Annotated in this window: 20 protein-coding genes; all 20 read right to left on the bottom strand. The window is 48.6% G+C overall.

All coding sequences use genetic code 11. The features are described 5' to 3' along the window. Positions 1 to 161: 161 nt before the first annotated feature. Entirely contained in the window at positions 162 to 1,364 is a 1,203-nt protein-coding gene (metK, locus tag NSQ73_RS00325; RefSeq protein WP_171717164.1) for a methionine adenosyltransferase, read from the bottom strand. Positions 1,365 to 1,567: 203 nt separating this feature from the next. Beyond that, positions 1,568 to 1,840, bottom strand: coding sequence for an alpha/beta-type small acid-soluble spore protein (locus NSQ73_RS00320; RefSeq protein WP_039303766.1), 273 nt, complete (start codon positions 1,838 to 1,840; stop codon positions 1,568 to 1,570). 191 nt (positions 1,841 to 2,031) lie between these two features. After that, positions 2,032 to 2,595 carry a hypothetical protein gene (locus NSQ73_RS00315; protein WP_340985050.1) on the bottom strand — a complete coding sequence of 188 codons (564 nt, stop codon included), beginning with the start codon at positions 2,593 to 2,595 and terminating at the stop codon, positions 2,032 to 2,034. Positions 2,596 to 2,680: 85 nt separating this feature from the next. Beyond that, a complete protein-coding gene (locus NSQ73_RS00310) occupies positions 2,681 to 5,494 on the bottom strand; it encodes an S-layer homology domain-containing protein (RefSeq protein WP_171717167.1) in 2,814 nt (937 codons plus the stop codon). A 516-nt stretch (positions 5,495 to 6,010) separates the two neighbouring features. Further along, positions 6,011 to 6,352 carry a hypothetical protein gene (locus NSQ73_RS00305; RefSeq protein ID WP_171717168.1) on the bottom strand — a complete coding sequence of 114 codons (342 nt, stop codon included), beginning with the start codon at positions 6,350 to 6,352 and terminating at the stop codon, positions 6,011 to 6,013. A gap of 155 nt (positions 6,353 to 6,507) precedes the next feature. Next, the gene (locus NSQ73_RS00300) at positions 6,508 to 10,410 is read right to left on the bottom strand and encodes an S-layer homology domain-containing protein (protein ID WP_340985049.1); all 3,903 of its coding nucleotides are present in this window, start codon (positions 10,408 to 10,410) and stop codon (positions 6,508 to 6,510) included. A gap of 161 nt (positions 10,411 to 10,571) precedes the next feature. Beyond that, entirely contained in the window at positions 10,572 to 11,699 is a 1,128-nt protein-coding gene (locus tag NSQ73_RS00295) for a glycosyltransferase family 4 protein (protein ID WP_042140236.1), read from the bottom strand. Between the two features lie 113 nt (positions 11,700 to 11,812). Next, the gene (locus NSQ73_RS00290; RefSeq protein WP_340985048.1) at positions 11,813 to 12,571 is read right to left on the bottom strand and encodes a WecB/TagA/CpsF family glycosyltransferase; all 759 of its coding nucleotides are present in this window, start codon (positions 12,569 to 12,571) and stop codon (positions 11,813 to 11,815) included. A 7-nt stretch (positions 12,572 to 12,578) separates the two neighbouring features. Then, positions 12,579 to 13,754 (bottom strand): polysaccharide pyruvyl transferase CsaB, encoded by a 1,176-nt coding sequence (gene csaB / locus NSQ73_RS00285; protein WP_340989162.1) that lies wholly within the window; start codon positions 13,752 to 13,754, stop codon positions 12,579 to 12,581. Next, the gene (locus tag NSQ73_RS00280; protein WP_042140239.1) at positions 13,727 to 15,766 is read right to left on the bottom strand and encodes a DUF5693 family protein; all 2,040 of its coding nucleotides are present in this window, start codon (positions 15,764 to 15,766) and stop codon (positions 13,727 to 13,729) included. Before NSQ73_RS00280 ends, csaB begins: the two co-directional genes overlap by 28 nt. 147 nt (positions 15,767 to 15,913) lie before the next feature. Further along, on the bottom strand, positions 15,914 to 17,632 hold the full coding sequence (locus NSQ73_RS00275; protein WP_340985047.1) for a phospho-sugar mutase: 1,719 nt from the start codon (positions 17,630 to 17,632) through the stop codon (positions 15,914 to 15,916). A 47-nt stretch (positions 17,633 to 17,679) separates the two neighbouring features. Further along, positions 17,680 to 18,102: a 3-hydroxyacyl-ACP dehydratase FabZ gene (fabZ, locus tag NSQ73_RS00270; protein WP_039303787.1), complete on the bottom strand. Its 423-nt coding sequence runs from the start codon at positions 18,100 to 18,102 to the stop codon at positions 17,680 to 17,682. 305 nt (positions 18,103 to 18,407) lie between these two features. Further along, positions 18,408 to 18,641, bottom strand: a complete 234-nt coding sequence (locus tag NSQ73_RS00265; RefSeq protein ID WP_042140241.1) for a DNA-directed RNA polymerase subunit beta — start codon at positions 18,639 to 18,641, stop codon at positions 18,408 to 18,410. A gap of 9 nt (positions 18,642 to 18,650) precedes the next feature. After that, entirely contained in the window at positions 18,651 to 19,472 is an 822-nt protein-coding gene (locus NSQ73_RS00260; RefSeq protein ID WP_042140242.1) for a flagellar hook-basal body protein, read from the bottom strand. Positions 19,473 to 19,539: 67 nt separating this feature from the next. Beyond that, positions 19,540 to 20,418 (bottom strand): flagellar hook-basal body protein, encoded by an 879-nt coding sequence (locus NSQ73_RS00255; RefSeq protein ID WP_042140243.1) that lies wholly within the window; start codon positions 20,416 to 20,418, stop codon positions 19,540 to 19,542. A 46-nt stretch (positions 20,419 to 20,464) separates the two neighbouring features. Beyond that, positions 20,465 to 21,463: a rod shape-determining protein gene (locus NSQ73_RS00250; RefSeq protein ID WP_042140244.1), complete on the bottom strand. Its 999-nt coding sequence runs from the start codon at positions 21,461 to 21,463 to the stop codon at positions 20,465 to 20,467. Between the two features lie 128 nt (positions 21,464 to 21,591). Next, entirely contained in the window at positions 21,592 to 21,879 is a 288-nt protein-coding gene (spoIIID, locus tag NSQ73_RS00245) for a sporulation transcriptional regulator SpoIIID (RefSeq protein ID WP_019915029.1), read from the bottom strand. Positions 21,880 to 22,104: 225 nt separating this feature from the next. Then, positions 22,105 to 22,845, bottom strand: coding sequence for a M23 family metallopeptidase (locus NSQ73_RS00240; protein WP_039303727.1), 741 nt, complete (start codon positions 22,843 to 22,845; stop codon positions 22,105 to 22,107). A 61-nt stretch (positions 22,846 to 22,906) separates the two neighbouring features. Beyond that, positions 22,907 to 24,067, bottom strand: a complete 1,161-nt coding sequence (spoIID, locus tag NSQ73_RS00235) for a stage II sporulation protein D (RefSeq protein WP_340985046.1) — start codon at positions 24,065 to 24,067, stop codon at positions 22,907 to 22,909. A 247-nt stretch (positions 24,068 to 24,314) separates the two neighbouring features. Further along, entirely contained in the window at positions 24,315 to 25,697 is a 1,383-nt protein-coding gene (gene murA / locus NSQ73_RS00230) for a UDP-N-acetylglucosamine 1-carboxyvinyltransferase (protein ID WP_042140247.1), read from the bottom strand. Positions 25,698 to 25,883 lie beyond the last annotated feature (186 nt).

The following is a 25,883-nucleotide window of genomic DNA, read 5'->3' as shown; positions in this document are numbered from 1 at the left end:
CGGTTAAAGGGCTTCCAAAGTTTAGAAAAGTGCTTGTCCGAATCTGTGAATGCTCAACATGTGCATGAACAAAAATAACCCGCAAAGGCTGCTCCATTGGCCGGAGATTCGCCTTGCGGGTTTCTAATAAACATTTCTTTGTCTGATATTATGATTCTATATTAAATCCCTGCCTGGGCTTTCAACATATCTGCTTTGTCGACACGTTCCCAAGGAAGGTCAATATCTGTACGGCCAAAATGTCCATACGCTGCGGTCTGTCTATAAATAGGCTTACGCAAATCCAGCATGGAGATGATGCCTGCCGGACGAAGATCGAAGTTGCTGCTGATAAGATTCGCCAGCTTCTCTTCACTGATCTTGCCTGTTCCGTATGTATCTACATTGATCGAGACAGGATTAGCTACACCAATCGCATATGCCAGTTGAATTTCACATTTGTCAGCAAGGCCCGCAGCAACCAGATTCTTCGCTACATAACGTGCAGCATAAGCAGCAGAGCGGTCTACTTTGGTTGGATCCTTACCGGAGAATGCACCGCCGCCATGACGCGCATACCCGCCATATGTATCAACGATGATTTTGCGCCCGGTCAGACCGGCGTCACCCTGAGGACCACCAATCACAAAGCGGCCTGTCGGATTAATGAAATACTTAGTAGCTTCATCCAGTAGCTCAGCCGGGACAACAGGCAGAATAACATGCTCTTTAATGTCCGCCTGAATCTGCTCAAGAGAAATTTCTTCAGCATGCTGCGTGGAAACAACGATCGTATCTACACGAACCGGTTTCTCATCCTGATATTCAATTGTTACCTGAGTTTTGCCATCCGGGCGCAGATACTCAAGAGTTCCATTCTTACGAACCTCCGCCAAGCGACGGGCAATCCGGTGCGACAAAGCAATCGGAAGCGGCATAAGTTCTGGTGTTTCATTAGTAGCAAAACCAAACATCAAACCTTGGTCACCCGCACCAATGTTAGCCGTTTCTTCAGCTACAAGGGCAGGATCCCGATTCTCCAGAGCTGCATTTACCCCTTGGGCGATGTCAGCAGACTGCTCATTTAAAGAACTAAGCACAGCACAGGTGTTAAAATCAAAGCCATATTTTGCACGAGTATAGCCGATTTCCTTAATCGTATTACGTACAATTGCCGGGATATCCACATATTCTGATTTGGTGCTGATCTCCCCGATAACAAGCACGAGGCCTGTTGCTACGGCTACCTCGCAGGCTACCCGGGCATTGGGATCGTTAGCAAGAAATGCATCGAGTACCGCATCGGATATCTGGTCACAGATTTTATCCGGATGTCCCTCTGTTACAGACTCAGAAGTAAACAAATGACGACCTTTAATAGACATGTACAACTACCTCCCATATTGTTAGTCTGACACTGTATAAGGGGGCACCTTAGTAATTAACAGGCCAAATATATTAAGTAGAATAATAAAGACTGATAAGCCGGTTTATTCAAAAAATGAACCTTTTCCGCATGGAAAAGGTCTAAGGCTTTCCTCAAAAGTCATATTATCTTATTTACCGGTTGCTGTCAATTGAAGGCAGCTTATGCGAAAAGAGACTGCTCCGCCTGTTTGATCAACCTCTTTGTAATTTCCCCGCCTACAGATCCATTATCTCTGGAAGTAAGGTGTCCCAGATACGGAGTACCACCGGTTGCACCGGCCCCGCCCGTCATTCCCAGCTCAGAAGCAAATTCCGTATCCATGCCACCGCCATATGATGCTCCATATAATCCAAATTCAGAAGCGATCTCATATTGCATTTGTTTCAGCATTGCCCGGCTCTCTGGTACAACTGTACGATTAGTGCGTGCCATGTTACAGCACCTCCTGTGAATTTTTTAAGATTACAGGTAGTATTGTGTGCGAATTCCAGAGGCCTCAGTCCGCTCAATGTTTGTCAGCTGTGGGAAAGAGTTCCGGGTGTATGTTCAAGCATATTACAGGGCATTCTTAATATAAGAAGGAAAACATTCATTTAGTGCTTACCAATGCGATGTGCAAATGCTTATTTCAATGTGTATGAACCGCGGACCATAACAACAAGACCTAATGTCTGACCGTTCTGCACCGTAATTCCACGTCCATCCCTTGGGAAAGATAACAGGTGATTCGTTGGAGCAGCCGCGCCGTTTGCCAGATCTACACCATCTGTCAGATCAGCAACACCGTTAGCATCCTGGGAATAAATAATCGCCTTACCTGCGCGGACAATAAATTCTGCACCTGCACCAGCAATTAAAGTCTGTCCGGGTTTTACATCAACGATTTCGCTGGCATTCCCAGCAGTTCCGGTATTTCCGTTACCTTGAGTTGGCGCAGGTGTCGGAGCTGCAGTTGCGGCAGGCGCATTCGTTGCACTTGGAGCTTGCGTTGGTGTAGTAATGGTCCCACCTTGCAAGACTTTTTGAATCTGTTGATCTACATAACTCTTGGTGACAACAGGATCATCTGCTGTGCCTGGCTGTGAACCTACACCGGCACCTTCAGCTGTAATATTAAGCATCGAACCTGCCCATAGGCCACCAGCTAACAGTACCGCAGACATCGAGACTTTCCAAACCGTTTTCAACTAAATTCCTCCTCCACTCGGGATAAATGGCTATAAAAAAAGAATAGCCTCCGAAGAGGCTATTCTTTGCTTCGGTAATCGGAGATTACTTAGCGGCTACGATTGTACCAGTAACAACAGGGTTGCTTCCTGGTGCCAAATCTTTAATGGTTGGAGCAACATCTTTTACAGTTACTGTGATTGTATTGATGTTGTTAGCATTCAAATCTTGAACAGTAGTATCCGTATTAGCTGTACCATCTGCCAATGTTGGGAATATTACATTTTTAGCGAATGTAAAGTAGAATTTACCTTTATCAGTTCCGCTCGCTTGAGGATTCAGTACACCAGCTTGTTTAGCAGTAACAACCTTATCATTAATCTTGAAGGTAAGATCTGCTACATCAAATGGTTGCACATCTTCAGAGAAGGAAACTACAAGAACAGTAGAATCACCAGAAGAAACAATAGCAGATGCAAGTGCAGGTTTCACTCTGTCTGTCAGAGTTGCTTTCTTCTCAGCAACCAAGATACCATTACCTGCTTTATCGGCAATACCGAAAGCTTGGAAAGTGTATTCTTTAGTTTCACTGATACTTGATCTTGGGATGTAAACATAAGCACTTGCAGCAGTTGGAGCAGCAGCATCGCCTACAACATCAGTCAAGATTACATAAGAATTAATTGGAAGAGCAGTATTGTTAAGAGTGTAGCTGTTCACATCACGCAGAGTAGCAACGTTCAGTCCACCAGCGTCTGTAGCTTTTACAACATAGTAAACGTCAGATGTTACTGTGCTGTCGTGAGCATCAACACTTACAACTACAGGTCTAGTAGTATCTCCAGTAGAAGTGGTTCCTGCAGTTACAGTAAGATTAGCACCTGCAAGAGCGTTAGTGGAGAAGGAATCATCAGTTACCAACCCTTGCGGCAAGCGTACTGTGTAAGATGCTCCTGGAAGAGAAACATTAGAATAAGTCAAAGTCTTCTTATCACTGGACAATACACCAGTTCTAGCGAGAGTAGCAGGGCTTACTGCTTGACCAGTAGCTTCATTGATGAAAACAATTTCTTTGGTGTTTGCAGTAGTAGCATCAGTGATTACTTCTTCAGAGAACTTCAGAACCAATCCTTTTGTGCTAGAGTAAGTCGCACTTGTTACAGTTGGAGCAACAGTGTCTTTAGTAAATGTAATTGCTTGGGAAGCAGCAGTTCCAAGGGTATTACCAAGTGTGTCACGTACAGATGCACCAAACACGATGGTTCCAGTGAAAGAACTGGATGTTGGGAATGTCGATTTGCTTAGTGGCGAGAACAATTTGATTGTGTCGCTATCTGATGAAGTAACTACAGAGAAGACACCTTTACTTTCACCGTTAGCATCCAGCAAACGAACATTACCCACCAGGGAATCTTTGTTTACTTTCTTATCAAATTTAACTTCAACATAACGATCGCCTACTGGAGTTACGCTCTTGATTACTGGAGCAGCAACATCAGAAACAACGGTTACTGATGTTTTGATTGGGTTAGGATTAGCAACGTTACCTGCAAAGTCAGTTACATTTGAAAGGGAAACATCATAAGTAGTACCACTGTTCAATGTGCCAGTAGTCAGTACAAATGTGTCGTAAGTGTCTTTTTGAACCGTTGCAGCTACGCCATTAACATAAGCAATGATCCCAGCTGGTTTAACTGGTTCGCTGAATTTAACATATACTTTGTTAGTTGTAGTTTTAGCTACAGCATTTACAGTAGTTACTGTAGGGGCCACAGTATCAGCTACGGTCAACAGAGTTGTGAAAGGTGCAACAGCTTCACCAGCAGAAGTCTTAACGGTGTCGTTAACAACTACTGTATATTGACCCTTCAAATATTCAAGATTTGGAACTGTAATCCAAGCTTCAGTTCCATCCGCAGCCCAAGAAACTTCAGCACCATTAGTAGTAACAGCTGGTGCACCACTTAGAGCAGTCACTTGAACTACATCTTTAATCAATTTGCCATCTTCAACAACTGTATCAGTATCAACAGCACGGTTGAATTTAACAACCAGTTGCTTAGCGTTTGGAGCTGTTACAGAAACAACCTTAGGCGCTTGCAGTGTTACTTTTGCAGTGTAGTCTTTTTCAAGGTGCTTGAAGTTAATTGTAGTTTCAACGCCTGCTACCAGAGCAGTTGTCAATTCAACATTTGCAGTTGTTTTGTCAGAGAATGTTACAACTACTTTGGTTGGGCTTACTGCTTCAGCAGAAGCTACAGTCAATGTAGGTTTTACGGACAATTGATCAACTGCATAAGCTGTTTCTACTACCAAAGAGCGAGTAGCGTTAGCTTTGAAGTTAGTTGTTTGAGCAACCAGACCAGCGTTGATAACTGCTTGAGCATAGCCCTTAGCCCATACAGAAGCGGAGTTATCAGTTGTTGTAGGTTGTTCCAGTTTCAAAGCGCGGAACAATACAGCCGCTACTTCTTCAACTGTTACTTTACCGTTGTAGTCGAAAAGACCTTTAACAGTATCTTTACCTTGCATCAAGTTAGCTGCAGTAACAGCTTCGATGTAAGGAACAGCCCAGTTAGTAGCTGTGTAGCCTTTGTCTTTGTAAGACAACTTGCCAGATACTTCAGTAAGACCGAACAATTTAGTAACGATCTTAGCGAATTCTGCACGAGTCAGATCTTTTTCAAGGTGAGCCTGACCATCTGGGTACCCATTGAGAATACCTTTAGCTGCCAGAGCGTCAAATGCCTGTTGTGGAGTTGCTTTTGCTGTTTCACCAAATGCTACAGAGGCAAACATCGAGAATGCCATTGCTGTAGATAATGCTACGGATAAAATTTTCTTCATAACCTTTTTTTCTCCTCCTTGGACGTTCATGAACTGAGATTTTTCTTTAGTTGGGTAGCTCATGTCACTCATTAGCCGATGCACCCCCTTTCCCGAGTTGAGCATATTAAGTATAAATAATGTCTGTGACGGGTATCACAGAAACTTGTAAACAGGTTCAAGGCAGACTAATACTAGATTCCTAATTCTACCTAAGTATTATACAATGTGCCTCTAGTCACGTAAAGCTAATTTTTCCATCCAGCCGTGTACCTTCATTCCTTGGTGGCCATTAGGTAATTGCCTTGTGTAAGTGACTCTACACCTTAAACGCAATAGTTTCGAAAAAGTTGCGCTTTGTTCAAAAAAACTTTTTTTCTTTTTGTATCCCGGGCCCCGTTCCAATAGAAGAACCATATGTATGTTCTACTAACTATTGTTAATGTTGGGTGGCTACGGGAATCAGTATAGCATAGACGCTTTCCAAACGTCATTAAGCAATATTTGTTAAGTTAATAAACATAATCTTCCTTTTTCAAACTCTAAAACATCTTTACTCTGGCATAATAAAAAGCGCCGTTTCCGGCGCTCTTTTTTATGGCAGATGAACTAGCGGATCTTCATTGATAGTTGAATCAATTCCTGACGCTTCTCAGGGCTGGCATTTACATTCTCATACATTGCATCGATCGCCCCACGGTTCTCGCGGTAGCTCTTCTCATGTTTGATCGTAGTGTGCGACCAATCAATCAAAGCATTCTCGGCAATAACGAGGTCATTATATGCATCATGGAACCCAGTAGACTGTACAAGCTCTTCCATCAGTTCCTGTGTAATCTCCTGTAGTGCACGTTTGGCGGCAATTTCCTTCTCCAGGATTTTGGCTCTATTCTCAAACATATTCTTTGCTTTCGTGTAATCCAGCTGTGCTTTTGATAAAATCGGTTTCATCGATGGCTTTCACCTTTCAGAAAATATTATTTTCTAAGTTATTGTAACGTAAATCGGTGCAGATTACAAAAGTTAATGTGCACCGTATGTAATTAAATTACAATAAAACAGGTCCGCGAACAGTTTTTCGCGGACCTGCTGTTCAAGTAGTCACATTAGTTGAAGGTTTTCGGGAAGATGCTGGTGCTCTTCTGCAGCAGTGCTACAGCAATTTTACCAGCTTCCGCTCTTGTAAGCTTGCCCTTTGGATTAAAATTATATACGGGCTTAGCTTGACCTGTAATCGTTGTAGCATTGCCTTCCATAATCTTCGCTTTCGATACTGCCTCAATGGCTGGTCTGGAATAGAAGTCCATACTGCCGGAGTCAACGAATGACTTCCCTAGGCTTGTTAACAATTTGGCATCGTTAGCAGACATTTTGAGTTTAAGGGCTCTGGCGATCATAACCGCAGCCTGCTCACGGGTCAGCGACTGGTCAGGACCGAAGAATCCGTCACTAAGGCCGGTTATGATCCCTGCCCTCGCTGCTGTTTCAATGCTTTTAAAGTTCCATGTTGTTGAAACGGCTTCCGGTACGATATCAAAGAATGTTTGTTTATTGGAATCATAACTCAGCGGAATGCTTAGTCCTGTTACAAGCAAGGTGGCAAATTCACCACGGGTTGTTGTATCATCCGCTCCAAAAGCATCGGATCGGATGTTGGTCATAATGCCTTTAGAATACAGACCATTCAGAATATTTCTCGCCCAAGGGTGATTGGTGATATCCGTGAATCCTCTGCGCAACTTCATTACGGTATAATAACCGAATTCATCGAAGGGTACCGTAACCGTATGGTTTTTGGTATCTACCTCTCCGCCAATGTTCTCCCACTTCCCTGCATCGGTATATCTGAAAACAGTAATAGTCGTCCCGACCTCATCCACTATGCTGGAGTTAAAGCTTAAGGTTAGCTCACCACGCTGGGATGGGACAATTTTACGTGTAGAACTGTATTGCGTGAAATATCCTTCTATAGAATAAGGCGCAATTCCATTCGTCGCTGGCATATAGGATTGTGAGCCTTGGGTTCCCGACTCTCCAAGTCCACCATTCAGCCAATAAATATCCGATACTCTGGAGAAATTATTGGTAGTGGCTGTCGAGGTAAATCTCAGTACAAGCTCTTGGGGAATGACCAGCGGAAGCTTCCCGCCAAGAGTACGGCTGTCCGAAGGACTGACATTGATGATATTCCCGTAATCATTAGTCCGCTCTACGACGCCGTCCACGGGATCGGCGATACCAAACAGCAGTTTCGTATCCGGATAATATTTAGCGGCTCCAGTGGTTGTGTAGCCCTTCATAATTGTCCCTTTCGGGAATGAAAGTTGCAGCGCTTTGTTAAATACAGTGTATTTCGTCGCGACCTTCTCAGCCATAAACTGAGTATCGATCTGTATAGCACTCGCATAATAAACAGAAATTGTATCGTTCAGGGTAGAATCGGCCCGGACGATTTGAATTTTGATCGTTGTTGCCTTATCCGGCTTCAAGCCTACAAAATCATAAGTGAAGCGGTTCTCAAGATCAGTACGCTTCACAGCCTCATACTTATCAATCATAACCTTGGTTGCACCTTCAGCTTCAATATCGAAGCGGACAAAGTTCTTATTCACTACAATCTGATCCCCGACTGTTGCTACAGGGGACAAGACCCTGTAAGGAGATACCTCACGTACGATTTCAAGACGCTGCGTTGTTCTTGCTCCAGTCTTGTTGATTAGCTCCATGGTGTATACGTGGCTTCCAGGAGCATCAAATTTGAAATCCCGCAGACGCAGAATGAAGTCCTTGCTGCTGCCGTAATAATCAAAATATATTCCGGTTGGATTAGACGGTACAGGGCCAAGCAGCTTATCCGTGGTACCCAGCATATCCGCAGTACCTGTCGAGGTGAAAATCAGCTCTGAACCTCTATAGAGGTTCATGGTTGTCGCTCCACCACCCCGAAGCACCAGATCATAGCTCTCTGCATTGGTAGTGTACTTTTCATCTTTATAGACGAATTCTGCAGGCAATGCGAGAATTTTGTTGCGCTCAGTTTCATTGCTTAATGACTGAGTCGAGAAGGCAGTACGCCCGGTTCCTATCGCCGGATGAAACTGCGTCAAATTCGATACATTAGTATCAATAATATATATCTTCAGCTCTTTGGTGATGATCCGCTGATTCTGGCCGTTATCCTGGGATATCCCGGTGAATACAATCTTATTCTCTCCATAGACCAACGGACCGGACTGGGTGATCCACAAATCGAAACTGAAGGTCTGTTTGTCTTTGTCTACACCTAAAGCAAATTTATTAACGCGTGTATCCCCAGCACTGTCTTTGGTATCAGGGAGGAGATTACTGTCAATCCCGTTAATCTGAACCTGAGCACTTACGAAATTCTCGAATCCGATATATTCACCTGAAACCTTCATGCTGGTCTCAGCAGCAGAATTAAACTCATATGTCTGTCCATCCTGCAAACTGCTTACGTAGATATAGTTCTTGGATATATACGAAATATCTGCATTATAGTAGGAATTAGATGTCCCGTAACGGAACTGTACCTTCTGTTGTCCGTTTGAGAAACCTGTGATTTTGTAAATGTACTCATTAGTTCCTTGTCCAGTCATTCCGGTGATAGGCGGATCTGTCAAAGCCAGCGCTTTATTACTAAGCGGAAGATAATTGGCCGATAATTTGGCTGTGCCGACGCCTACATTGGTTTTGACCAGAATGTAGAAGTTATCCTTCTCCATCTGTTGTCCGTTCAGAGGCAGTTTGGAGATGTTTGAGATGCTGCCCGAACCTGTATATCCCGGAAGGTAATACATATCGGTAATTACAACTTCTCCCGGAAGATATCTATAGGAGTAGACTAACGAAGAGCTATAAGTGCCATAGTCTACGGCCAGAGTAAATTCGGTTAGTCCTGTGACAAGCGTTAAGTCAGCCTGAGTTGTGAATTTAACCAATTTGTACGCAGGGGTCACTCCGTCAGCGCCGGGAATGGTTAACTCCTGATCAACCGATGCAATATTTACCGGAATAGGAGTCGTGGTATTTTTGTTAATAGTAAGCTTTCCTGAGCTTGCAAATGTAGTGCTGCTATAAGGGACCAGAATTTGACCGGAAAAACCGGCCTTACTAGAAGTGCTGTCACTAAGTGTAGGAATGTTGTTCAAAATATTATAAGTTCCTGAACCATGCACCAGGTTTAAGGAAGCATACGGCTGGTCTGTATCAAAGAAATATAAGGAGCGTTCGATATCTATGGAATCGGATGCATTCTTAATAGCTATTTTAATATTGGTTAAGCCCGGCTTCAGCGTTAAGGAAGGAGAGAAGAACGTACCGTCCTCAAGAAGGGTTGTTGTCAGTGCATTTCCGCCATTCACAGAAATTGTAACCTGCGTCGCATTCGTTGCCTTACCCTGCAGCGTAACTGTGTCGACGGGAACGACTACTTGTGTCCCTTCATTTAGATTAAGTGCTGCAGGACCACCGAGCACTTGAAGTGCAGATAGATATGGAACTTTGTCGTAAAGGATATAAAAGGACTCCGAACGCGTCAGGTTACCCTGCATACCGGAGAAAGTAATTTTATTAAAGCCTGCATATAAAACTACACCGCTAGTAGTAAAGCGATTGCTTGGACTATTGGCGTCGGGTGTAACCGTACCTGTAGTCAAACGGGTAGAGTCTGTAGTCCACTTTCCGTTTGTACTTTGAGTCAGTTGCTCAACAGTAACCTTCATTGTAGATGATGTTACCTGAGAATAGGTACCTGTAATAGACAGGTTTTGGTTCGTAGTCAGATACACACTGGATCGGCTGATTAGCCCTTCTGCACCTGCTGTTATTACATTCGGATCCAGAACAACGGTATCCCGCAACTTGAGCTCATCCGGACTGAAGTAAGTCGTGGTAGCTGCCGCCGCAAGGGGCGTATATTTGCCTGGAAACATAGAAACGATCAGTGCCGCCAGCAGCAGCCAAACGAATGGTCTCTTAAAGCGTAACATGTGTATATCTCTCCTTTGAGTTTATGTTCTGATAAGCCTCACTTTGTACTTTATCGGTTAGTAGAAGGTATATTTTTAGGGAATACAGCAAAAAACTCATCCCAAAAAGGATGAGTTTTGCTAACTTAAGGAAAAATCAATAAATGCGTGTCAATTATAGTCTAAGATTTAGAACTGCGCTCAGGATCCAGCTTCATGCGCATTCTTAGGATTAAGTCTATGACCGGGCGTTTGGTTTTGCTGATCACACCAGTGATCTCCGCGCCAATCTGCAGGAAGAAGAGCATAACGCAGATCACCACGAACGTAACCCAGTTGGCTTCATACAGCGAAGCGGATGTCTGGATGACAGCCAGAATTCCGAAGAAGGCGGCGATGCCATAAATAATCAATACGGTCTGGCGGTGGCTGAAGCCAAGTTCACGCAGGCAGTGATGAAGATGGCCTTTGTCCGGTGCAAAGATTGGCTTCTTCTGCAGCTTGCGCCGTACGATGGCAAAGAATGTATCCGATAAAGGAACCCCGATAATCAGGAGTGGTGTGATAAACGATACCACCGCAATCTGCTTGAATCCGAGCAGCGCGAGCAGCGCCAGGCAGAAGCCCAGGAACAGCGAGCCTGTATCACCCATGAAGATTTTGGCGGGATGAAAGTTAAAGAACAGAAAACCGAGTATACTGCCCAAAAGCAGTAAGCACAGCAGAGCAACCATGGTATTGCCCATCAGGAAGGCCATTACAGCAATGGTGGCAATCGCGATACCGGATACACCGGCTGCAAGCCCGTCCAGTCCGTCGATCAGATTCACGGCATTCGTGACGCCGACAATCCAGAAGATCGTCAGAGGGATGGCAATCCAGCTCTCCAGTGAGGAATAGCTATTATGAAAAGGAATGTTTACGAAATCAACAGTAATTCCAAACCCGAAAACTACGATGCAGGCTGCGGCAATTTGGCCCAGCAGCTTCACCTTGGCTGATAGCTCGAACCGGTCATCGAGACCGCCGATCAGCACAATCAGACCGCCGCCACAGAGCAGCGCTTTGATGAAGTTAGCCTCCCGCGGAGTGAAGTCATACGGAATAATCGGTAATACGGCAAGCAGGCCTAACACAAACGCCAGAAATATGCCGAGTCCGCCAAGGCGGGGCATGATCTTCGTATGCACTTTACGGGCATTAGGCACATCTGTCGCACCGATCTTAATAGCAAATTTCTTAACGAGCGGCGTCAAAAGCAGTGCAAGTCCCATGCACACAATAAATCCGGCGATGTATATGATTAACATTTGTTCAGTCGACCCCCATTTCTCTACCGCATTGAATTATACGCTGAACCAAAAACAAATTCCAATACCGTTTTTAGGCTGTTACACGGATTTTTTCAGTAAATATCCTCAAATTACTGGTCTTTTGTCACTTTATCTTTCTCTCGTACCACTTTTACTGCAAATTTCGGCAGCGCAAGCATTCTTTTGTAACGTGTAGGTTCCTTAATCAGCCGGTATAACCATTCTGCCCTCAATTTCTGGAAGGCTTTGGGGGCACGGCGGCTCTTGCCGGAGATTACATCGAAGCTTCCGCCGACGCCCATCATGACCGGAATCTGGAGACGGGACTTATATTTAGCAATCCATGGCTCCTGGCTGTCTGCCCCTCTGGCAACGAAAAGCAGGTCAGGCTTAGCTTCGAGAATTCCGGCGATTATCTGCTCATCCTCATCCGGACCAAAGAACCCGTCATGATAACCTGCGATGACAATGCCGGGATATCCAGTTTGTAACCTAGAAGTCGTCTCGCGAATCACCTCGGGGGTTGAGCCCAGCAAATATACTCTCCAGTTGTAGCTTTCACCCTGGCGCAATAATTCATGTAAAAGATCAAAACCCGCTACACGCTCAGCGACTGGCTCTTTGCAGTAATCCGCTGCCCACACTACACCAGTCCCGTCGGGAACTACAAGCTCTGCTGATTTCATAATCTCCATATACGACGGATTCTCAAGGGCCGCCATGACCATGATCGGATTAGCTGTAATGACCTGGTGGGGAACACGATTATGAACCGCCTCCGTCAAATAAGAAACCGTTGTCTTCATATCAACTTTGGATACTCGAATGCCGAAAATTGGCACTGTTGGTATCGCGCTATCTGCTTTCACTTGTCACTCATCCTTTACGGCGGAAATATTGGGCAACTTGCCGGGCCGGAGCCTCAGCTTCTTCAACCAGCGAAGCAATCAGCGGTTCACGCTCACGCTTCCATGCCTCTCCCGATTTCAGCAGCTCCAGAAGTCCCGCTGCAACCATATCACCTTCCAGCGCAGCTGTCGAACCTACCGGCCGGCAACTGATCCGTTCAAGGAAATGGTCGATCTTCGGATCATAGGAGACCCCCATCAGCGGAACCCGTCTTCCGGCAGCATAGATCAGGCTGTGGAGCCGCATGCCAATCAGCGCCTGACACTGTCCTACTTCACGCAGCATCTGCTGCGGATGGAGCGCATCCTCACAAATACTGACGGTTCCCCCATGCTCCTCTACACCTTGTCCCAGCTTCTGCATGACATAACGTGAAGCCTCATTGTCCGCAGAATGATGAAAGGGCAGAAAACGTAAGTGAAGCGGCAGCTCTGCTGATACCTTCACCAGACCTTCAGCCAATGCATCCAGCTCTTTGCGCGACTGCTCCCAGAAACGTACGGAGATGCCCACGGTATAAGGCTCTGTCTGCAGATTAGGGATATCTGAATCATGGACATGCGCATTGCCGCTACTCGGCTCATGCGTTTCTGTACGTATATCCTCCGGTAGCGTAAGGCCCATAACCGGGTCAGGGACGACATCTATCGTGCCCTTATCCAGACCCATAGACTGCAGCAGCAGGCGGGACTGCTCGTCCCGCACGGATACATAAGCACATTTACGGAAAATTGATTTGATCAGCGGATGAAACAGCTTGCGGTTCACCGGGCCTATCCCCTGGGCATAGATAAAGGTTGGCTTGCCCATCCACTGGGCCAGCTTAATGATGGCCAGATAGTACGGAATAGTCTTGCTGCTTGTTACATCCTGCAGCAGACTGCCCCCGCCGCTTATCAGCCCGGCACTCTCTGATATTGCCTTCCGGACTTCCCCCAGCTTCATCCGGTGCACGGATTCGACGCCGTAAGCAGCGGTTGTCCATTCCGGATCAATGGAGAGCACCACGGGCGTCAGCGTTATTCCAGCAGCCTCGGACTGCTTACGGAGTGCGTTCAGAATGGACTGCAGAACCGCCTCGTCTCCGCTGTTGCGGAATCCGTAATAACCCGAGATTATAATTTTTTGAGCAGCGGCGACCATCGTTTCCAACACCCTTCCGCAATCTGCCATACCCCTATAGCGATAATGCCGATGATAAGACCGAGTCCCAGACCCAGAAGTCCGCGGACCAGCGAGATCAGAACCGGCGAATGAATATGGGCAAAGGTATCTACCATGGACAACTGGCCGATAACCGCAATAATCATAATAAAAGCAGCATTCCGGTATTTATAGGCCATGAAAGCGCCAAGGATAAAGAGCGGATGTGCCAGCAGGAACTCCTTGTTACGCGGTCTTACTCCGACAGTATTCTCCAGGAAGGTGCGGAACGACATCTCGAGCGAGCTTACACTGCCGCTGTTGCCTGTACGGCTTAAATAGTACATCCCCAGAATACCCAGCACGCCGGCAGCAATTACCATTGCGAGCGTGATCGGCGTCCGCAGCAGCTTGCCGGTCTTGTTGAAGGCAAATTCCCCACGGTACAAAAGCACATACAGCGCAGTCAGTCCAATCGGTGCTAAATGAAGCAGACTTACGCCGCGGAACTGATTGAGCACCAGGGCATAGGTGACATTATTCAAGAGCGCAATTACAAAGGGTACTGCACTAAACGAGATGAGCGCTGTTTTGACGTAAAGAACCAGACTATGTGTCAGCCTGCGGCGCGGGCCCATCACAGCAAAGGTCAAGGCATTGGGACGCAACGGCGGTCCCATTTCATTAATCTTGCGGATAGCCAGCACCATAGCCACGGTAGGCGCACTTATAGCCACTGCAAGAGCGAGTGCCTGTTCAAATAACGCCGGCTTCAGAACCATAAGTCCTGCACTTCCCAGCAGCCCCAGCACCCATGCAGGCAGTGTAAGCCAAGGAACAAAGTAGGAAACCAGGAGTGCAACCATGGCTACAGCCCCGATTACAGCAATTAATTTGAAATAACGCTGGAAAGAGGAATCCACCACATCAAACGCAGTAGCTTGTCCCATTTCAAAACCGTTAGCTTCAATTTTTGCAACTGCACCATCAGGCCCGCTAAGACTGGTAACCAGATTGTCGAGCGTATCGGTAACCTGTGCCTTGGATGTATCCCGTGACGGAATCGTATTAAGATAGATCATCCGGATGTTACGGTCTTTCGTAGCAAGTGCAAAGCGGTCGGCAATCACTTCTGTGGACAGGCCGGAATCAGCCTCACTGAGCGAGTACAGCCGGGTCACGTTATAGTCCAGCAGATAGGCCAGTTTGGAGAAGCCTTTTTGCTGTACCTTAATATTCTCAATGGCTGCAATCCCCATCCCGCGCTCCTTCAGCAGATCGGCGAATGCTGTGATACTGGCCAGATCGGCATCATCGGAGTAGCCTTTAACAGACTCGCCTTCGAAAAGCAGACGTTTGACGCCAAGCTCCGCGTAACGGTCCAGCAGACTCTTAACGGCTTCCTGATTATACGCCAGCGAATCTACAAGGCGCGGCACAATATTGAAGCCTTTGTCATGCAGCATCTCCAGTGTAGACGGATCCGGCTGCAGCGGCTTGAGCGTTGCATCCTCCAGGGGAGTTTTGATAATCAGGCCTTGTTGTCCGCGGTAGGTCCAATCTTCTGTTGCAATATCCAAGCCGGCAAATGCCTCCCGGATGATCGGTGAGAGCGTTCCACTGTTCTTCGCACTGGTAAAGAGGACATATGTATAGTTCTCATTCTCAGGAATTACAGTATCGGTCAGATTAGCGATATCAGCCGCTCCCCACAGCATCAGGCGGCGGGCCTTGCGGAAATCCTCCAATGTGCTTTCGTATATTGCCATACTCTGAACACCGGCAGACTTCAGCCGGTCGAGCTGCTCGGAGATATAATCCTGCGGATTCCCCCGGTAGCTGGCTACTTCGACCAGATCGCGGTAATCAAAGACAAATTCAACCGTTTTGGAAGACTTCTCCGTCTGAAGACGATCATACACAACCGGGAGAGCAGCAAGCAGGCCAATCACCACGATAATCCACAACCATTTGCGCGAAGCTATATTCCAGCGTTGCCATTTCTGATGCACCAAAAGTACCTCCTCTTTCACTTTAAAGCTAATTGCCAATCCGTCATAATAAGCTCAAACACTCTTGCAGTGGTCAAATTTAAGCGGAAACGGATGTCCCTCTACCAGGAGCAGCTCCGTTTCCGCAGGCATGTTCTATATTTAGTATTATTTCCCGTCTACACGGGCCATAACCTGATTAGTCAATTCAGCCACTTTGTCTTTGGCATTCTGAAGCGATTCGCCAACGACGGCGAAATAAACCTTGATCTTCGGCTCGGTGCCGGAAGGACGCAGGCAGAACCATGAGCCGTCAGAGAGCAGATATTTCAGCACGTTCTCCTTAGGCAGACCGTTCAGTCCGAGTGAATAGTCGAGCACCTCTGTAACTGAGGCTCCGGCAATTTCATGCGGCGGGCTGGTGCGCCAGTCATTCATGATTCCCTGAATTTGTGCTACACCGTCTTTACCTTTAAGGGTGCGCGATTCGAGGCTTTCGAGGAAGTAGCCGAATTGTGCATACAGTTCCTGAAGCACATCGTACAGCGTCTTACCCTGGGCTTTGTAATAAGCCCCCGCTTCAGCGATCAGCATCGCAGCCAGTACAGCATCCTTGTCACGGGCGTAGTTGCCGGCCAGGTAACCATAGCTCTCTTCATATCCGAAAAGATAAGTGTATTCGCCGGACTGCTCGAATTGGTTCATCTTCTCGCCGATATACTTGAATCCTGTCAGCGTGTTGAACACGGTAGCGCCGTAATGGCTGGCTACAGCCGCTCCCATCTCACTGGTCACAATAGTTTTAACTACTGCACCATTGCTTGGCAGCTTGCCCTGCTCCTGCAGGCGGCTCAAATAATAATGAATCATGAGGGCGCCCGACTGATTACCGGACAAGACCACAAACTTGCCTTCATTGTCCCGCACAACCGCACCCATACGGTCTGCATCGGGGTCTGTACCAATTAACAGATCGGCATTCAGTTCCTCACCCAGCTTCATAGCCAAGGTGAAGGCTTCACGCTCTTCCGGGTTCGGCGATTTCACTGTGGAGAATTCTGAATCCGGCTGTTCCTGCTCGGGCACCACATGTACCTGGGTGAAACCGATCTTCTCAAGTACACGGCGGACCGGAAGGTTGCCTGTCCCATGCAGCGGTGTGTAGACAATCGAGAAATCACGGCCAAGCGTAGAAGCAATCTCTTCACGGCCGACACTGACTGCGGCTACTGTATCCGTAAACGCTTCATCCTCAGCTTCACCCAGCCAGTGCAGCAAGCCTGCACTCTCTGCGGCTTCACGGGAAATACGCTTTACGCCGTTAAAGGAGTCCACTTCCAAAATATTAGCAATTACCTTCTCCGCTTCGTCAGGCACCAGTTGCCCGCCTTCTGCGTTATACACTTTGTACCCGTTGTACTCAGGCGGATTATGACTTGCAGTAATTACAATGCCTCCTGAGGCCTTCAGATGGCGAACTGCAAAGGACAGCTGCGGTGTGGACCGCAAGGATGGGAACAGATGCGTCTCAATTCCGTTGCCGGCCAGCACAAGTGCAGCTTCCAGCGTGAATTCCGGCGAAAAGCGGCGGGAATCGTGGGCAATGACCACGGAAGGACGTCCTTCTCCTGTATGCTGTGCCAGAATATAATTAGCGAAGCCCTGTGTTGCTCTGCCTACGGTATATCGGTTAATCCGGTTGCTGCCGGCGCCGATCACTCCGCGCAAACCGCCTGTCCCGAATTCGAGGTCTCTATAGAAACGTTCTTCCAGTTCCTTCGGCTCATCCGCAAGAGCCTTCAGCTCTGCCTTAGTGCTCTCGTCAACGGAAGGGTCCTGCAGCCAGCGTGTTAAGGTTTCTGCGGCCTTTGGGCTTAATCCAGTCATGTGAATCTCTCCTTCTCCATCTATAATTTATAATTTTATAACAGGAACTAGCTGAGTGCGAACATAATTTCCCCGGAAGCTACAATCTTGCCTTCCACTTTAGCGGTAGCTTGGCCTTTGCCGATGCTGCCTTTAAGCCGGGTAATCTCCACCTCAAGCACAAGGGTATCGCCAGGTACGACCTGGCCGCGGAAACGGAAGCCGTCGAGGCCGGCCAGGAAGCCGATTTTACCACGGTTTGCTTCCAGCCCCAGAATAGCTACTGCGCCAACCTGAGCTAGCGCTTCCGTGATTAGCACACCCGGCATTACCGGATATCCCGGAAAATGTCCGGTGAAAAAAGGTTCATTCACCGTCACATTTTTGATGCCGACAGCCCGTTTGCCCATTTCTATTTCAGTGATTTTGTCCACCAGCAGAAATGGGGGCCGGTGGGGGATGATTTCTTGAATTTGATTGATATCCAGCATGATCAGCAAAGCTCCCTTCGGATGTAACCGCGTCTATAAAACCTCCGCCTACAGCAGCGCTTTTGTTTTATTCTTCACCGCCCTGCATAAATATGGGCAGCTTCGGCAAAAACTATAACTATCCTTCACCACCTGCAGCAGTGGAGGTTGAGATAAGGGGCTTTCTCCACCGCACGCGGCAGCATGGCGGAGAGGGCCCTTTTTGGCGCTCTTAGGGCACGCCATCATTATACATTTTTCAGTATAAAAAAGAAAACTCCCCTGTACAACAAGGGAGCTTCCGAAATCCTGTATTCAGGAATTATTTATGGTGCAAACACCAAATCATATACATGCTTCCAGGTGCTCCACAGGAGCACATCGCTAAATTCTTTTTTGCCGAGAATCACGTAACCGACGACCAGGCCGCCTCCAAGCGCGGCAACAAGCAGCAGGGGAATCAGGAACCACTGGATAATGGTCCATGCCGAAATCCCGCGCCGCCTTACCGGCTGCTGCTGTTGTTCTTCTTCCGGTTTGTTGACCTTCTCACGACTCATTCCGTCACCTCACGCGCGCATGTTATTAGCCAGGCCCAGCATCTGGTCACTGGAGGACAACGCCCGGGCAGCAAGCTGATAGGTGCGCTGAATCTGCATCATCTCGGTCATTTCCTTACTTAGATCCACGTTGGATGACTCCAGATATCCGGTACGTACGCCCACATCCTTCGCTTCACCTGCGGCTCTTTGCACAAACGCCTGCTGTGCAGTCACACCATCGGCAAGCGTATAGAAGTTGCCGTCCACAGCTTGCAGAGCATTCTTGCTCAGCGGCTCTACAATCATAAGTGTGCCCGCTATAATAGCAGGATCATTCTCACCAGTCTTGGTAAGTACCCGGCCGCTCTCGTCAATAGCAGCACTCACATTGGCTGGCACTGTGAGCGGATTCCCGTCTGTGTTCAGCACAGGGTTACCGGTATTATCTACAAGCATCATATTGTCAGGATTCGCGGTATCCGGGATGAAATGGAAATCACCTTGACGGGTATACGCAGTAGCTCCGTTGACCTGAACACCGAACAATCCATTACCCTGAAGCGCCAAATCCGTTGGATTCCCCGTTTCCTGAAGAGTGCCCTCTTCCCAGTTGCTTGTAACCGAAGGCACACGGACACCAAAGCCGATATTGAAGCCCAGAGGCATACTGCGGCCAGGCTGGTCATAGTCCTTGGATTGCTGCTGCACACGTGTGAGCACGTCCTCGAAAGAGCCTTCTTTGCTCTTATAGCCGTTTGTGTTCATATTGGCAATGTTATCCGCTATGATATCCAGCCGCTGCTGCAGGCTGGACATGGACACAGCGGCACCGATTGTCGAGTTGTTCACAGATCTAACCTCCCAAAAGCTTAATAACTAAGAAGAAACCGGTTCACTTCATCAGTGCACCTGCAGTCTATATTCTGCCGACATCATTAACAGCCTTCTGCAGGCTGCTGTCATAAAACTGGATTACCTTCTGATTCGCTTCATAAGCCCGGTAGGCGGCGTTCATATCCACCGTTACCTGAGTGGCATCCACATTAGAGTTCTCCAGATACCCCTGACGCACCTGCAAATTATCGGTGGCATTGGAGTAACGGATTTCAGCGGCCTCCGCATCATCGGCATGGAAAACGCCGTTCCCGTCACGTACCAGCTCCTGCGGTCTTGTAATTACACTGATCCCGATGCGGGTTCCTGAAGGCAGTCCGGTCGCATTGTTAATCAAGTTACCCTGCCCGTCCACTTTAAGGCTATCCTCAGGGCCTGTCAATCTCAGCGGATTACCGTTACTGTCCAATACGCTGAATCCCCCGGAGCTAAGCACCTCTCCAGTAGGTCCTACCGTAAAGCTTCCGTTACGTGTATATAAATTGTTACCTTCATTATCCTGTACTGTAAAGAACGCCTGCGGACGGTAAGTTACCTCGCCGTCAGGACTAATATATTTACCTGAGCCGTCAAAAGCAAGATAAGCGCCCGCATTATCCGGGTCCTCTACCTGCAAATCGGTTGACAGCGCGAAATCTGCGTTTTTGCCGCTTTCGATAAGATCACCCTGCAAATACTGGGAAACAGACTGTTCGGCAAAAACCCCTGTGTTAAGCCGGCCGACAGGCTTCGTAACGCCACCGCTCATCGCCGAGATCAGCACCTCGGGAAATGCATGACTGACGCTGTCGACCTGCTTGTACCCCGTTGTATTCAAATTGGCAATGTTCTGTGTCGCTGTATCATGTCTGCGCTGCTGCGTTACCATTCCTGCAGCCGCCGTATATAATCCTCTTAGCATGAGGTCAGTCCCTTCCTGAATCTGCTGTTAACTTATTATCGGCAGACTAGAACTTTTTCTTAACAACCTTATCTAAATGGTCAAGCATAATTCCCGTCCCCTTAACAACACAGTGCATCGGATCTTCGGCAACCCAGACCGGAACATGCAGCTGTTCAGAGAGCAGCTCGTCCAATCCGTTAAGGAGTGCACCGCCGCCGGTCAATACGACTCCGCGGTCAATAATATCTGCCGACAGCTCCGGCGGTGTACGCTCCAGCACTGACTTCGCCGCAGCCACAATAGCGGAAACCGGATCCCATAGCGCTTCTTTCACCTCACCGGATGTAATGGTCAGTGTCTGGGGAAGTCCGCTCACCATATCACGTCCGCGTATATCCAGCTCAGCCTTCATGCCGCCCGGGCGGACGGACCCGATAGTAACCTTGATATCCTCAGCTGTACGTTCACCGATCAGGAGTTTATATTTCTGTTTGATATATCTTAAAATGGCCTCGTCGAACTTGTCCCCTGCGACCTTAATCGAAGAGGCGGTAACAACGTCGCCCATGGACAATACGGCTACATCCGTTGTTCCCCCGCCAATATCGACGACCATATTTCCGCTTGGCTGATAAATATCCATCCCTGCTCCGATTGCCGCAGCTTTGGGTTCTTCTTCCATGAAAACTTCCTTGGCTCCACTGCGTTCCGCGGCTTCACGGATTGACTTCTGTTCAACGGACGTAATATTCGTAGGCGCGCAAATCAAAATACGGGGCCTTGAATACCAGGTCCGGCCCCCGACGCGGTCGATAAAATATTTCAGCATCATTTCTGTAATCGCAAAATCGGCAATGACTCCATCACGGAGCGGACGAATTGTAGTTATGTTTCCAGGTGTGCGCCCAACCATCCGGCGTGCCTGTTCACCAACCGCAAGGACTCTCTTCGTATCACTTTCAAGTGTGACCACGGAAGGTTCATCCAGAACGACTCCCCTTCCCTTGACATGAATGAGCACATTGGCCGTGCCGAGATCGATTCCGATATCCTTGCTAAGCATAATGAAAGAGCCCCCAAAGTGTTATTTTAAATGAGAATAGTTAGATAGTACCAAATTTAAAAATACCATACTTTAGGGGGTGTACACAATGTAGTAAAGCTGAATTATTACTTAAAATTCCGAAAATCTTATGGCTTTGATGCTACGGCTACCTCACGCTTTTTGCCTGTCGTTTTCTTATATTTGATTTTTGTGGCTTCTCCCCCCCGAAGATGACGGATTGATTTGTGATATTCGAGAATGTGCTTCACCTGATCGGCCAGATCCGGATTGATTTCCGGCAGCCGTTCGGTTAAATCTTTATGCACCGTGCTTTTTGAAACGCCAAATTCCTTGGCTATGGTCCGGACCGTGTGCCTGGTTTCCACGATGCAGCGTCCGATTTTGATCGTACGTTCCTTGATGTAATCGTGCACGCTCCCGCCTCCCAACTGTGGATAGTTTGGTACATTATATGAGGGGCGGGCCTATATATTCGCGCTTTCAAGACATGACAAGCTCCGGAAGGCCCATTTTATTTCTCGGACAACCTATTTATGTGCCGTTTGCAGTTCCATTCTCTAGATAGAACCAGCCCCGCCGTCCATTTCGGTAGAAAAATAAAAAAACAGGAGGCTTTCGCCCCCTGCGGAAATTTCGGCTCAGCGCTGTGGAAGCAGATCCGAAGGATTCACAATCTTGCCGTCCTCGTGCACTTCAAAGTGCACATGGTTGCCGAGACCTTTCTCCAATTCGCTCTGTCCCGCTGTTGCCAGCGTATCGCCCTGCTTCACTTCATCGCCCTGCTTGACTTTGGTATCGCTGAGACTCTGGTAAACTGTCTTCAGATCACCCGGAGATGTAACCTCGATCACTTTACCGAGTACTGCCACATCTTCGACTCTGGTGACTTCACCGCTGAGAGCTGCCTTAACGTCAAACGTCTTGTTGTCTTCGCGGGCAATATCGATCCCGGTGTTGGTAATAAAGGTGTTATTGTACTGCACCATCGCCGCCACATGATTTTCTTCTGTGCCGTTTTCATCATAGTACGGTTTGACCACTTCGACTTCACTTGGGCTCGCTACCGGCCAAGCCAGGCTTTCTGCTGAAGCTACGACTTCCAGGGCTTCCGGATCACCGGTCAGGGCTCCGGTTTCATTCCCGGCAACACCTTCCTGTGAAACGACCGCGGCGGTGTCCGGATTCAGCGGCTTCTGGCCGGCATCCTGATAGACCCACACCAAGGTTAGTATAATTGCCGCTGCTGCCGTGTAGACTGCCGGGAATACCCACCGTTTGGATAACAGTCTGGTCCATGAAGAAGGCTTAGCGCCTGAATCTCCCTGCTTGTTTTTGAGAGATTCATCATGGTTTGGTTTGTTTTTGTCTTGTTCATTCATATGGTTATCACCTCAGTAACCAGTGTTACCGGGCGCTTCGCTTTTATACGTATCTTGCAAGTTATTTTTTCAGAAGAGTTGAGATTCCCGTAAAGGAGACCCCGCTGTAATAGTGTTTGAGAATCTGCGTGGCTGTACTTCCCTGCTTCGCCATACCGTTCGCCCCCCATTGGCTCATGCCGACACCATGGCCGTTTCCATAGGTTGTGATCAGCACCTTCCCGTCCTTCCGCTTCCAGGTGAACTGGCTCGAACGAAGGCCCAGCTTCTCTCTTACCTCCCGGCCTGTGAACACAGTGCCTCCGATAGAGATCTTCTTGATCCGGTGTCCTGCAGTCAGCGAGATCACTTCTGCGGGCAGTCCGGCCGAAGATGAAGAGGTTTGCAAGGCCTTGCCTGAGGCAGCCAGATTCGCCGCAGCGGGAAGCTCCCTGGCAGTAAGCCCGAGCTTGCTGCGGAGCTCCGAATTGCTGAAGGTATAGGTGACCGCGAGGTTCGGGGTAATCTCCCGCTCCCAGGGGCTGGCTACACTGCGCAAATAGGGAACCTCAGCATTCCAGTAATCCTCGGAGTTCTCCGTATACCCTCCGCTGGAGGCAAAAAAGGAGGCCGTAATCGGCTGCCCTTTATAGGTCATGATGATCCCGCGCGTCTCCAGGACCGCGCGGCGGAGCTTCGCCAGTCCGGCGCGCTTGCTGCCGGACGCAAAGTCCCGTTCCAGCACGGCCTGCGAGATGTAAGCCTGATGGCTTACCGTATCGCTCACATCCGCTTCAGGAACGGGCACCCCGCTGTGGTCGCCGGCCAGCAGGCGGCGGGCAATGAATGTGCGGGCGGCAACGGCCTGGGCCTTGAGCGCTTCGAGCTCAAAGTCCGCCGGCATCTCCGCCGCCAGCACGCCGCTGACGTATTCCTCCAGCGGCAGGGTCTCGATTTGTCCGCTCTGCGACAAATAGACGGAGACCTCCGGCTGCGGTGCTTCCGCAGCAGCCGTTCCCGGCGGCGCCGGCGCGGCCGTGGCCTGCGGCACGGTCGGAGGTGCTGGCTGTTGTCCGCCTCCGCGCAGCGGGACAACAGCCAGCGGCAGCAGCAGCGCCGCCAGCAGCGGCGCTGCGAGCCAGGCGGCGGGGGCCAGCCGCCTGATCCGGGGCGCCCCGCGCCGCGCACGCGCTACGCTGCGCGGGCGCTTCAGGATGCGCCGCAGCAATCTTAACTCTTTCATCTCTATGGCTCCTTCCATAAGCACCGGTGATTCTTATAGATATGAATTTCCGGCACCTGCTAGAACGTGATTCTGAGAGAAAGAGAGTTGCCCGGAGGCGCAGCAAAATAACCCCACAAAGTGGAGCTTTAGCTTCGATGATGGTACAGGTACTTTGCGGGGACCCCAAAACATATAAATTCCTGTCTATCAAAAAAGGGACCAGCCGCTTATTCGCGGGCTGGTCCCTTCAGATTAAAAATTGCTATTATACCCAGGACGGCTGAATCTGAAAGCGCGGTTTGACCTCATCGCTCTTGAAGGATTCACTTCTTGCCGGTTCCGGCTTAAGTACTTCTTCCTTCACAGCTGCAGTTGCAGCCGCTGATTCTTCCATGGAAATACGCCATATGTCCGCACCAAGACCCGACAGCTTCTCGGCCAGATGCACATAACCACGGTCAATATGATGAGTTCCGCTAACCTCTGTAGTGCCTTCAGCCACCAGGCCCGCCAAAATAAGCGCAGCGCCTGCACGCAGATCCGTAGCACACACCTTGGCACCGACAAGACGGGCATTACCGGTAACGATGGCGGAACGGCCTTCAATCTTAATCTCAGCATTCATGTTATGGAATTCATCCACATGCATGAACCGGTTCTCAAAAACAGTCTCTGTAACTACAGAGGTACCTTCGGAACGCAGCAATAACGCCATCATCTGCGACTGCATATCGGTAGGGAACCCAGGGTAAGGCAACGTCTTGAGATCCACAGCCTTCAGCGGCTTGTCGCTGATAACGCGGACACCGTTCTCGTCTGGAATAACCGTAACGCCCATCTCTTCCATCTTGGCAATAACCGGGCCCAGATGATCAGCAATGGCGCCTTCCACATATACATCGCCGCCCGTAATCGCTGCAGCTGCCATATAGGTTCCAGCCTCGATACGGTCCGGAATGACATGATGTCTTACCCCATGCATACGTTCAACACCTTCGATCCGGATCACTCCGGTGCCTGCACCGCGCACAATACCGCCCATGCCGTTCAGGTAGTTCGCAAGATCAACAATCTCCGGCTCTTTCGCGGCATTCTCGATTACAGTAATGCCTTCGGCAAGTGCCGCAGCCATCATTATATTTTCGGTTGCACCTACGCTGGCCACATCCAGATAAATCTTGGCTCCGCGCAGCCTTCCGTTACTTTTCGCATCAATGTAGCCCTGGCCCAGACTGATCTCGGCACCCAGTGCTTCAAACCCCTTCAAATGCTGGTCAATCGGCCGAGTCCCGATGGCACAACCGCCAGGCAAGGAAATACGTGTATGCCCCATACGGGACAAGAGTGGACCCATTACCAGGAAAGAAGCCCGCATTTTGCGCACCCATTCATAAGGCGCTTCGCAGGAAGTAATATTTCTGGCATCAACCTCAATGATATCGTTCTGGTATGTAATACCTGCACCCAGAGATTCCAGCACTTTGCTAATCGTGATTACATCGTCTAGCGGAGGTGCGTCCACAATGACGCTAACTCCTTCTTCTGCCAATAGAGAGGCGGCTATGATCGGTAGTACGGAATTTTTTGCGCCGCTAACTTTCACGCTCCCGGTCAATCTGTTGCCACCGCGGACGATAAATTTGCTCATTTCGGTTTCCCTCCGCGTCCATTATTTCTGAAATTAATTTGAGTTTGAAATTCGTCAGTTAAAATATTGAATATTCCGTCACTGCGCCTAATGTGCAGACGCATTCCTTAAACTTCAGTGTTGACATAATAAAACCTTATTATTCGACACTTTTTTCACTGCATTGGCCTATGACAGATATAACCA

This window comes from Paenibacillus sp. FSL R10-2736, assembly GCF_038000245.1.
Lineage (GTDB): Bacteria > Bacillota > Bacilli > Paenibacillales > Paenibacillaceae > Paenibacillus_AQ > Paenibacillus_AQ phytohabitans.
Note: the sequence above shows the minus strand (reverse complement) of the source record. Positions and strands in the feature narration are given on the sequence as shown.

Coding starts and splice junctions, on each gene's coding strand:
- metK (WP_171717164.1), bottom strand. CDS start 1,364: ATGTCTATTAAAGGTCGTCATTTGTTTACTTCTGAGTCTGTAACAGAG.
- NSQ73_RS00320 (WP_039303766.1), bottom strand. CDS start 1,840: ATGGCACGCACTAATCGTACAGTTGTACCAGAGAGCCGGGCAATGCTG.
- NSQ73_RS00310 (WP_171717167.1), bottom strand. CDS start 5,494: ATGAGTGACATGAGCTACCCAACTAAAGAAAAATCTCAGTTCATGAAC.
- NSQ73_RS00305 (WP_171717168.1), bottom strand. CDS start 6,352: ATGAAACCGATTTTATCAAAAGCACAGCTGGATTACACGAAAGCAAAG.
- NSQ73_RS00300 (WP_340985049.1), bottom strand. CDS start 10,410: ATGTTACGCTTTAAGAGACCATTCGTTTGGCTGCTGCTGGCGGCACTG.
- NSQ73_RS00295 (WP_042140236.1), bottom strand. CDS start 11,699: ATGTTAATCATATACATCGCCGGATTTATTGTGTGCATGGGACTTGCA.
- csaB (WP_340989162.1), bottom strand. CDS start 13,754: ATGGTCGCCGCTGCTCAAAAAATTATAATCTCGGGTTATTACGGATTC.
- NSQ73_RS00275 (WP_340985047.1), bottom strand. CDS start 17,632: ATGACTGGATTAAGCCCAAAGGCCGCAGAAACCTTAACACGCTGGCTG.
- fabZ (WP_039303787.1), bottom strand. CDS start 18,102: ATGCTGGATATCAATCAAATTCAAGAAATCATCCCCCACCGGCCCCCA.
- NSQ73_RS00265 (WP_042140241.1), bottom strand. CDS start 18,641: ATGAGTCGTGAGAAGGTCAACAAACCGGAAGAAGAACAACAGCAGCAG.
- NSQ73_RS00255 (WP_042140243.1), bottom strand. CDS start 20,418: ATGCTAAGAGGATTATATACGGCGGCTGCAGGAATGGTAACGCAGCAG.
- NSQ73_RS00250 (WP_042140244.1), bottom strand. CDS start 21,463: ATGCTTAGCAAGGATATCGGAATCGATCTCGGCACGGCCAATGTGCTC.
- NSQ73_RS00240 (WP_039303727.1), bottom strand. CDS start 22,845: ATGAATGAACAAGACAAAAACAAACCAAACCATGATGAATCTCTCAAA.
- spoIID (WP_340985046.1), bottom strand. CDS start 24,067: ATGAAAGAGTTAAGATTGCTGCGGCGCATCCTGAAGCGCCCGCGCAGC.
- murA (WP_042140247.1), bottom strand. CDS start 25,697: ATGAGCAAATTTATCGTCCGCGGTGGCAACAGATTGACCGGGAGCGTG.